Raw genomic sequence first — 10,218 nt, 5'->3', positions numbered from 1 at the left:
GGGGCGGGCTTCCCGGGGGCCGGGTCCAGCAGCAGCTTGGGCTGCTCCCAGTGGCCACGGGCCACGGCGGCGGTGGCGCCGGCCATGGCGAGCGGGCTGACCACGGTGGTGCCCTGGCCGATCGCGGCGGCGGCCTGCTCGGTGGCCGAGCCGTTGGCGGACACCTTTCCGGTGAACACGTCGGTGCCCAGGTCCCAGGGCGCCTCCAGGCCCAGCGTGCGGCCGGCCTGCGCCAGCCCGTCCGGGCCGAGCTTCGGCGCCAGCGAGGTGAAGGCGGTGTTGCAGGACTTCGCGAAGTCGGTGGTGAACGGGACGTCGCCCAGCTCGAAGTTGTCGGAGTTCTTGAAGGAGCGGCCGTCGACCTCGAACGTCTTCGGGCAGCGCACGGTCGCCTCCGGGGTCACCGCGCCCCGGTCGAGCAGGGCCAGGGCGCTGACCATCTTGAAGGTCGAGCCGGGCGGCACCTGGGCGGTGAAGGCGAGGTTCTCGCCGGCCGCGCCGGGGCCGTTGGCGGCGGCCAGCACCGCTCCGTCGCTGATGCGGACGGCCACCAGGGCGGAGCGCCGGGCCTGCCCGCGCAGGGCGGCGTCGGCGGCGTTCTGGGTGGCCACGTCGAGGGTGGTCTTCAGCGGCTGGCCGGCCTTCGGCTCGCTGCGGAACACCTCGACCCCGCTGGGCACGGTGGTGCCGTCCGGCGCGGGGCGTTCGGTGATCACGGTGATCCCGGGGGTTCCGCGCAGGCGGTCGTCGTAGCGCCCCTGGAGGCCGCCGTGGCCGACCAGGTCACCCCGGACGTACTTGTCGGGGTGGGCCTTGAGGTCGTCGGCCTGGGCCGGGTCGACCGAGCCGAGCAGGGCCCGGGCGAACTCCCGGGTCGGGGCGAGGAAGAGCTGGTCGGACTGGAACCGGGTGCCGGGCAGGTCGTAGATCCGGGGCTTGATCTGCCGGTACGCCTCGTCGCGCAGGGTCACCACCTCGACGAGCGCCCCCCGATCCGCTTCGCTCAGGCGCTTGGGCAGGTCGGTGAGGTCGACCGGCGGGGTGAGCGGGGGCCGGATCGCCTTGAACGCGGTGTCGAGCTTCCGGACCAGGGCCTTCACGTCGGTGACCTCGCCGGGGGTCACCTGCACCCGGACCACCGGGCGGGGTGCGACGACCGGAGCGCCGGCGGAGTCCAGCACGCCGGCCCGGGGCGCGGCGTCCCGGCGCAGCGCGAGCCGGTCGTCGGCCTCCAGCTTCTCGTGCACGACGGTCGGCTCCCAGATGACCTGCCACTGGTCGTCGTCGCCGTGCTTGAGGCGTACGGCGCTCTCGTAGGTCCAGGTGGTCGCGCCCGGCAGTGGCCAGCTGAGCCGGATCCGCGCGGTGGCGAGGCCCCCCTCGGTCTTCACCTCACCGGTGCGGTCGAGCTGCGGCGGGCGGTCGGCCAGCTCGCCGGCGAGCGACCGGAGCTCCTTGGTCACCTGGGCCGCCGGCACCTTGGCGCCGGTCGGGTCGATGAAGCCGACCGCCTGGAGGTCGCCGGAACGCCACCCCTTCAGGAAGGCGTCGACGCTGCGCTCCGGCCCGTCCTCGCCCGAGCATCCGGTCAACGCGCCCGCCGCCAGCGCGGTGGCGGCCAGCGCCGCGAGGATCCGGCGGCGGCGAGGGGAGAGGTGGCGGCGGACGGGGTACGACAGGAGCATGAAGCGGTCCCTCCGGTACGAAACTGCCCTGCACGCTAGTACGAGGGGCGGCTCCCCACCGTCCCGGAACGGCCCTTGCGCAGGCAAAGAGTGCCCTGTGGCAGTGTGATGAACATCGCCAGTCCGGGTACTCCGCGACCGGCCGACCACGTACCCGCAACGGGTGAAAGGACAGAGTCCCGATCCGGACGTCCGGCCGGTGGTCCGCCGACGAAGGGGCACAGCGGCAGGCCTAGGCTGGGCGGCAGAGTGACCCACAACGCGGTGGGTCGAGGGGAGTGGCACCGATGGACCGGCGTCCGGCGATCAAACCGGGACCCGACCTCCGGCAGGCTGACACCAGCCGGGACGATGACAGCTTCGATTCGGCGACCGACGGGGACGGTTTCGGCCGTCTCGACACAGGAGTGACCGGGATGACCGGTTCCAGCATCGACACCCTCTACGACCTGGGCCTGCCCGCGCAGGCACTGGGTGACGAGTCCGAGGACGAGCTGGACGAGCCGGTACCGAACGCGGAGCGCCTGGTCGCCCAGGCGGTCGCGCTGGCCGGTGACGACCACGACGCGGCCACCCTGGTGGGCCGTTTCTGGCGGTTCGCGCCGGACGAGGAGCTGATCGGCTTCACCGCCGAGGAGATGCTCGACGCGGCCCGGGCCCACCGGGACCTCGCCCAGCAGCGGGTACCGGGCGAGCTGAAGCTGCGCATCCACGAGCCCGACGCCGAGCAGCACCACACCGTGATCGAGATCGTCACCGACGACATGCCGTTCCTTGTCGACTCGGTGACCGCCCTGCTGAACTCGCACCACCTCGACGTGCACCTGCTGGTGCACCCGCTGGTCGTGGTCCGGCGCGAGCCGCTGGGCCGGCTGACCGAGGTCTCCGCGGACGTGGAGCCGGACGACGCGATCGCCGGCGACCTGGTCGAGAGCTGGATGCGGATCGAGATCGACCCGGTCCGCGACGCCGCCGAGCGGGACAAGCTGCGCCGGGAGCTGCAGCGGGTGCTCACCGACGTGCGGGAGGCCGTCGAGGACTGGCCCAAGATGCGCCAGCGTGCCCTGGCCCTGGCCGACGAGCTGGCCTCGGCGCGCACCTCGGACAACCGCCCGCCGGTGCCGGAGAAGGACATCACCGACTCGGTGGAGCTGCTGCGCTGGCTGGCGCACGACCACTTCACCTTCCTCGGCTACCGTGAGTACCGGCTGGTCGACACCGACGGCGCGGACGGCGGGCAGGCCCTGGAGGCGGTCCTCGGCACCGGGCTGGGCATCCTGCGGTCCGACTCGCCGGAGGCGCGGTCGCTGAACTCGATGACCCCCGAGGCGCACGAGAAGGTGCTGGAGAAGCGCCTGCTCATCATCACCAAGGCCAACTCGCGGGCCACCGTGCACCGCTCGGCCTACCTCGACTACATCGGCTTCAAGATCTTCAACGACGCCGGTGAGGTGGTCGGGGAGCGGCGCTTCCTGGGCCTGTTCTCCACGGCGGCCTACCGGACCAGCGTGCAGGAGCTGCCGGTGGTCCGGCGCAAGGTCGCCGAGGTGCTGGACCGCTCGGGCCTGAGCCTGCGCAGCCACTCCGGCAAGGACCTGCTCCAGATCCTGGAGACCTATCCCCGCGACGAGCTGTTCCAGATCAAGACCGACGACCTCTACCACGCGGTGATCGGCGTGCTCCGGATGGCCGGCCGCCGGCAGCTGCGGGTCTTCCTGCGCCGGGACGCCTACGGGCGGTTCATCTCCTGCCTGATCTACCTGCCGCGGGACCGGTTCACCACCCAGAACCGGCTGCGCATGCAGGACATCCTGCTGCGCGAGCTGAACGGCGTCGGGGTCGACTACACCACCCGGGTGACCGAGTCGATGCTGGCCCGGGTGCACTTCATCGTCCGGACCGACCCGAACAGCCCGCCCGGGGAGATCGACGCCGACCTCCTCGCCGAGGAGCTGGCCGACGCGACCCGGCTCTGGGACGACGACTACCGGCTGGTGCTGGAGCGCAAGCTCGGCGACGAGCAGGCCAAGCACCTGTTCGCCCGGTACGCCGACGCCTTCCCCGAGGGCTACAAGGACGGGCACACGCCGTACGAGGCCATGAAGGACCTGGCCAAGCTGGAGCTGCTGGAGGAGCCCGGCCAGCTGGAGATGCACCTGTTCCGCAAGCAGCTCGGGCGGACGAACGGCGCCGGCCGGGCCGTCGAGATCGACGAGACCATGGACGTCCGGTTCAAGGTCTACCGGTACGGCGAGCCGATGATGCTCTCCGCCGTGCTGCCCGTGCTGCACTCGCTCGGCGTCAAGGTGGTCGACGAGCACCCGTACGAGGTGGAGCGCGTCGACGGCCGGATCTGGCTCTACGACTTCGGGCTGCAACTGCCCGAGGCGCACCAGGAGCTGGCCGAGGTCCGCCCGCACGTGGAGAACGCCTTCGCCGCCGCCTGGCGGGGCGAGGCCGAGGTGGACGGCTTCAACGAGCTGGTGCTCCGGGCCGGGCTCACCTGGCGGCAGGTGGTGGTGCTGCGGGCGTACGCGAAGTACCTGCGGCAGGCCGGCACCGTGTTCTCCCAGGAGTACATGGAGCAGACCTTCATCGCGTACCCGCGGATCGCCTCGCTGCTGGTGGAGCTCTTCGAGACCCGGTTCCGGCCGGGCGCGTCCACCCTGGACGAGCGCCGGCAGCGCAGCGACGAGCTGGTCACCGCGATCGGCGAGGCGCTGGACGACGTGGCCAGCCTCGACCAGGACCGGATCCTGCGTTCCTACCTGACGTTGATCCAGGCGACCCTGCGCACCAGCTTCTACCAGAAGCCGGTCGGCGGGCGGCCCAAGTCCTACGTCGCGTTCAAGCTGGACCCGCAGGCGATCCCCGAGCTGCCGGCGCCGCGGCCGAAGTTCGAGATCTTCGTCTACTCGCCCCGGTTCGAGGGTGTGCACCTGCGGTTCGGGCCGGTGGCCCGGGGCGGCCTCCGCTGGTCCGACCGGCGGGAGGACTTCCGCACCGAGGTGCTCGGCTTGGTCAAGGCGCAGATGGTGAAGAACGCGGTGATCGTGCCGGTGGGCGCCAAGGGCGGCTTCGTGCTGAAGCAGAAGCCGGGCGACCGGGACGAGGCGGTGGCCTGCTACAAGGAGTTCGTCGGCGCCCTGCTCGACGTCACCGACAACATCTCCAGCGGCGAGATCGTGCCGCCGGAGGACGTGGTCCGGCACGACGCCGACGACCCGTACCTGGTCGTGGCGGCGGACAAGGGCACGGCGACCTTCTCCGACATCGCCAACGAGATCTCCGCCGCGCACAACTTCTGGCTGGGCGACGCGTTCGCCTCCGGCGGTTCGGCCGGCTACGACCACAAGAAGATGGGCATCACCGCCCGGGGCGCCTGGGAGTCGGTGAAGCGGCACTTCCGGGAGCTGGGGCACGACACCCAGACGCAGGACTTCACCGTGGTCGGCGTCGGCGACATGTCCGGCGACGTGTTCGGCAACGGGATGCTGCTGTCGAAGCACATCCGGCTGGTGGCCGCCTTCGACCACCGGCACATCTTCCTGGACCCGGACCCGGACGCGGCCCGCTCGTGGGAGGAGCGGAAGCGGCTGTTCGACCTGCCCCGGTCGTCGTGGGAGGACTACAACGCCGAACTGATCTCGGCCGGCGGCGGGATCTACCCGCGGACCGCCAAGTCGGTGCCGGTCTCGCCGCAGGTGCGCGCGGTGCTCGGCCTCGACGACGGCGTCACGCAGCTGAGCCCGCAGGAGCTGATGAAGGCCATCCTCACCGCGCCGGTGGACCTGTTCTGGAACGGCGGCATCGGCACCTACGTGAAGGCGTCGACGCAGACCAACGCCGAGGTCGGGGACAAGTCCAACGACGCCATCCGGGTGGACGGCAAGGGGCTGCGCTGCCGGGTCGTCGGCGAGGGCGGCAACCTGGGCTTCACCCAGCACGGCCGGATCGAGTACGCCTCGGCCGGCGGCCGGATCTACACCGACTTCATCGACAACGCGGCCGGGGTGGACTGCTCCGACCACGAGGTGAACATCAAGATCCTGCTCAACACGGCGGTCGCCGACGGCGCGCTGGACGTGCCGGAACGCGACGAGCTGCTCGCCCAGATGACCGACGAGGTCGCCGAGCTGGTGCTGCGGGACAACTACGACCAGGCCCGGGCGCTGAACAACGCCCAGGCCCAGGCCGCCTCGCTGCTCCCGGTGCACCGCCGGATGATCGGCGAGTTGGAGCGGTCGGGCGCGCTGGACCGGGCGCTGGAGGCGCTGCCGCCGGACGAGGAGCTGGCGGTGCGCGGCGAGACCGGGCTGACCGCGCCGGAGTTCGCGGTGCTGCTGGCGTACGTGAAGATCGTGCTGGAGCGGGAGATCGTCGGCGAGGGGCTGGCCGACGAGGAGTGGACGACCGACGTGCTGGTCAACTACTTCCCGACCCCGCTGCGCGAGCGGTTCGCCGACCGGATGGGCCAGCACCGGCTGCGCCGGGACATCGTCACCACCGTCCTGGTCAACGAGGCGATCAACCGGGGCGGCATCACGTTCGTCTTCCGGGTGGTCGAGGAGACGGCCGCCTCGGCGGCGGACGTGCTGCGGGCGTACGTGGTGGTCCGCGAGGTGTTCGGGCTGCGCGAGCTGTGGGACGCGGTCGAGGCGCTGGACAACAAGGTCTCGCCCGACCTGCAGACCAGCGTCTACCTGGACACCCGCCGGCTGCTCGACCGCGCGGTGCGCTGGCTGGTCACCAACCGGCGCTCCCCGATCGACGTGCCCGGGGAGATCGCCCGGCTGCGGGACGGGGTGGCCCGGCTCCTGCCGGAGCTGGAGAACCTCTTCTACGGCACCGAGCGGGAGGCGATCGCCGCCCACATCGACTCGTTGACCGGCAAGGGGCTGCCCCGCGACCTGGCCGAGCAGGCGACCCGGCTGATGTACAGCTTCGGCCTGCTCGACATCGTGGAGACCGCGCAGTCGACGGGCCGGGACGTGAGCGAGGTGGCGTCGGTCTACTTCGTCCTCTCCGACCGGTTCCGCGTGGACGCCCTGCTGTCGAAGATCTCCCTGTTGCCACGGGAGGACCGCTGGCAGACCCTGGCCCGGATGGCGCTGCGCTACGACCTGTACGCGGCGCTGGCCGCGCTCACCGCGGAGGTGCTCGGATCCACTCCGGACAGCCTCCCGCCGGTCGAGCGGGTGCAGGAGTGGGAGCAGGCGAACGCCACCTCGATCCACCGGGCGCACCGGGCGATGGGGGAGTTCGACGAGTCCCGCGCGGACCTGTCCGCGCTGTCGGTGCTGCTGCGGCAGATCCGTACCCTGGTGCGGACCTCGGCGGCGGCCTGACGGAAGAAGCACGCACACCGGCGCGGCCCGGTGGTCGGGGTGACCCGACCACCGGGCCGCGCAGTTCGCGGCGCCCACCCGGCCAAGTGGGTCGGCGTGACCCGACCACCGGGCCGCGCAGTTCGCGGCGCCCACCCGGCCAAGTGGGTCGGCGTGACCCGATCACCGCGCCGCGCCCGTCTCCGCGTGCCTATCCGGCCAGGGCGGCGTAGACCACGATGTTGTTGAGGTAGCTGCCGGCGCTGCGGTCGAACTCCCCGCCGCAGGTGACCACCCGCAGGCCGGGCGCGTCGGACGGGCCGTAGACCTGCTCGGTGGGGAAGGCGGTCTTCGGGTACGACTTCACCTCCTCGACGGTGAAGGTGGCGGTCGAGCCGTCCTGCCGGGCGACGTCGATGGTGTCGCCGGGCTTCAGCGCGCCGAGGCTGAAGAAGACCGCCGGGCCGAGCTTGGCGGAGTCGACGTGGCCGACGATGACCGCGTTGCCGACCTCACCCGGGCTGGGGCCGGGGGAGTACCAGCCGGCCTTCATGGCCTGGTCGAGCGGGGGCACCTCCACCGTGCCGTCCGGGTTGGTGCCGAGGGTCATGATCTCGGCCCGTACGCCGATCCGGGGGATCGAGATGGTGGTCGGGGCCGACCGGGACAGCCCGGCGGGGACCAGATCGGGATTCGCCGCGTCGGTCGAGCCCTGGGTGTCGGGGGCCGGTGTCACCGGCGCCTGGTCGCCGATCTGCGTGCCGTCGGGGGTGGCGGTGCTCGGGTCCGCCGGTCCGGCCTGTGCGAGCGGCTGCGGCGGTTGGGCCGGGGGCACGGTGCGGAAGGACGCGCCGATCATCCCGGCGCCCACCATGGCGAGCAGGACGACGACGGCCGCGCCGGCGGCGCGCCACGGTCTCCCGTGACGGCCGCCGGCCCGTGTCGCCGTCTGGTCAGACGAGGCCATTGGCCCGACGCCGACGCAGCAGGACGATGCCGCCCAGGGCGGCGGCCCCGATCATGCCCGCCCCACCGGCGGCCAGACCGCGGTCGGTGCTGGTGGTGGTCATCCCACCGTCACCGCCGTCGACCCCGCCGCGCGGCAGGACGACCAGCTTGCCGTCGCCGCACGAGCCCTCGAGGTCGTACTTGCCCGGCCGGGCGTCCTCGGAGACCTTGGCCTCGCCGAAGTAGACGAAGTCCTTGCCGTGCTCCCAGCTGTCCTCGCCGCGGCCGTAGTCGGACTCGTCGTCCTTGCCGCCCTGCCAGTCACGGCCGTGGTCGTCCTTGCCGTGGTCGTCCTTGCGGTTGTCGTCCTTGCCGTGCTCGTCCTTGCGGTTGTCGTCCTTGCCGTGCTCGTCCTTGGCGTCGCGGCCGTGCTCGTCCTTGCCGTCGCGGCCGTGCTCGTCCTTGCCCTTGTCGTCCTTGCCGTGCTCGTCCTTGGCGTCGCGGCCGTAGTCGCCCTGCCAGTCCTGGCCGTGGTCGCGGCCCTGGTCCTTCTCGTCCTTGTTGTCGCGGCCGTAGCCGGACTCCTCGCTCTGGCCGTACTCCTCGTGGCCCTTGCGGTCCGAGCCCTGGTCGCCGTAGTCGGCGGTCACGCCGCCGCCCGTGCCACCCGGCTTGCCGTGCTCGTCCTTGCCGTTCTCGTCCTTGCCGTTCTGGTCCTTGCCGTGCTCGTCCTTGCCGTTCTCGTCCTTGCCGTTGTCGTCCTTGCCGTGCTCGTCCTTGTCCTTGCCGTCCGGACCCTTGCCGTGGTCGTCCTTGCCGTGCTCGTCCTTGCCCTTGTCGTCCTTGCCGTGGTCGTCCTTGCCGTCCTTGCCGTGCTCGTCGCGGCCGTGCCGGTCCTTGCCGTCGGGGCCCTGGTCCGCGTCCTTGTCGCGGTCCTTCCAGTCGCCATGCTCGTCGTGGCGGTCGCCCTTGTCGCGGTCCTTCCAGTCGCCGTGCTCGTCGCCGTGGTCGCGCACGGGTTCGAGCTTGACCTTTCCGGTCACCTTCGACCAGACGAAGGCGTGCTCCTGCGCCTCTGGGCAGATCTCGAGCAGCTTGACCTTGTCGCCCGCCTTGACCACGTGCGGCTTGGCGATGACCTTGCCCTCGTCGTCGTGCCCGCCCGCGTAGGCCATCCCCGGGGTGAACACGAGGAGGCCGGCACCGCCGAGAGCGGCACCCGCAACGACCTTCCCGAGCATCTTCTTAGCCATGACCTGCGTCAACTCCATCCCTGTTTGTCCTGAGCCCGCCTTCAGTCGAGCTACGACCGACGTTAGACCGATTCGCGGCTTATCCGGGGAAAGATTCGTGTTTAGGAGTTTGTGAGCGATGGGAGCGTTACGGCTGGTACGCGGCTTTTGGGGGGTTGCCGGGCGGCCGGGCCGTCGGCGTGTCGGCTCGGACGGGTCGCGTGTCGCCTGCGTCGTCCGCCCCGCAGCGTGCCCGGAGAAGCCGTACTCCACCGGCCTGCCGGCTTCCAGTCGCCCGGCACCTCGTTCGGCGCGCCTGGGCCGTTCGTCCGGGCCGCGCGGAGCGGGCGACATCGAGCCATTGCCATGGAAGCGCTCCCATGCAAGAATCTCTGCACGCGGTTCGGGGAGCCACACCGCGAGTTCAGACGTCGAGGGCAGCCGGGTCACCGGACGGCGTCCGACTCCTCGACCGGTCCCGTGGGACCGGTCGTCCACCACCACCACGCCCGTCCGGGTCGGGCGCCCCCGAAGAATCCCGTGCGCTGCGGCCGCCCCCTGGCGGACGTCCGAGCGCCCTTCCGCCGGGCCGTACGCGGATCCGGTCTCGCCCAAGGAGATCAGTGGCATGAATCTGTGGAGAAGGCTGTCCGGCCGCAGCCGGGCGCTCGCGCTGACCGGCGCGGGCGTCCTGGTCGCCGGCGGGCTGGTGACCCTCCCGGTCACCGCGGCGCAGGCCGCGACCCAGTGCAGCGTGGACTACACCACCAGCGACTGGCCCGGTGGCTTCACCGCCACGGTGACCATCAGGAACATCGGTGACCCGCTCAGTTCCTGGAACCTCGGCTTCACGTTCCCGAACAGCAGCCAGAAGGTGCAGCAGGGCTGGTCGGCGAAGTGGTCGCAGAGCGGCCAGAACGTCACCGCGCAGAACGAGTCCTACAACGGCTCGCTGGGCACCGGCGCCAGCACCAGCATCGGGTTCAACGGCGCGTGGAGCGGCAGCAACCCGAAGCCGACCCAGTT

General features: G+C 71.5%; 5 protein-coding genes. 2 read left to right on the top strand and 3 right to left on the bottom strand.

Features of this window, described 5'->3' with window-relative positions; all coding sequences use genetic code 11:
* On the bottom strand, positions 1–1,685 hold a 1,685-nt coding region (locus ACW0Q9_RS25475), incomplete at its 3' end, for a penicillin-binding transpeptidase domain-containing protein (RefSeq protein WP_456185472.1).
* 287 nt (positions 1,686–1,972) lie between these two features.
* Here ACW0Q9_RS25475 and ACW0Q9_RS25470 point away from each other — a divergent pair.
* A complete protein-coding gene (locus tag ACW0Q9_RS25470; protein WP_456185470.1) occupies positions 1,973–7,033 on the top strand; it encodes an NAD-glutamate dehydrogenase in 5,061 nt (1,686 codons plus the stop codon).
* Positions 7,034–7,223: 190 nt separating this feature from the next.
* On the opposite strand, the gene ACW0Q9_RS25465 is transcribed toward ACW0Q9_RS25470, so the two are convergent.
* Complete coding sequence (locus tag ACW0Q9_RS25465; protein ID WP_456185468.1) at positions 7,224–7,979, bottom strand: class F sortase; 756 nt, start codon at positions 7,977–7,979, stop codon at positions 7,224–7,226.
* On the bottom strand, positions 7,966–9,213 hold the full coding sequence (locus tag ACW0Q9_RS25460; protein WP_456185466.1) for a hypothetical protein: 1,248 nt from the start codon (positions 9,211–9,213) through the stop codon (positions 7,966–7,968). Before ACW0Q9_RS25460 ends, ACW0Q9_RS25465 begins: the two co-directional genes overlap by 14 nt.
* A gap of 607 nt (positions 9,214–9,820) precedes the next feature.
* On the opposite strand from ACW0Q9_RS25460, the gene ACW0Q9_RS25455 reads away from it, so the two are divergent.
* A partial coding sequence (locus ACW0Q9_RS25455; RefSeq protein WP_456185464.1) for a cellulose binding domain-containing protein occupies positions 9,821–10,218 on the top strand: 398 nt, incomplete at its 3' end.

It is taken from the genome of Micromonospora sp. I033 (assembly GCF_053890995.1).
This window is presented reverse-complemented; position numbering and strand designations above follow the sequence as displayed.

What these genes read in the sequence shown, in the direction of transcription:
- ACW0Q9_RS25465 (WP_456185468.1), bottom strand. Translation starts at nt 7,979, where the DNA reads ATGGCCTCGTCTGACCAGACGGCGACACGGGCCGGCGGCCGTCACGGG.
- ACW0Q9_RS25460 (WP_456185466.1), bottom strand. Translation starts at nt 9,213, where the DNA reads ATGGCTAAGAAGATGCTCGGGAAGGTCGTTGCGGGTGCCGCTCTCGGC.
- ACW0Q9_RS25470 (WP_456185470.1), top strand. Translation starts at nt 1,973, where the DNA reads ATGGACCGGCGTCCGGCGATCAAACCGGGACCCGACCTCCGGCAGGCT.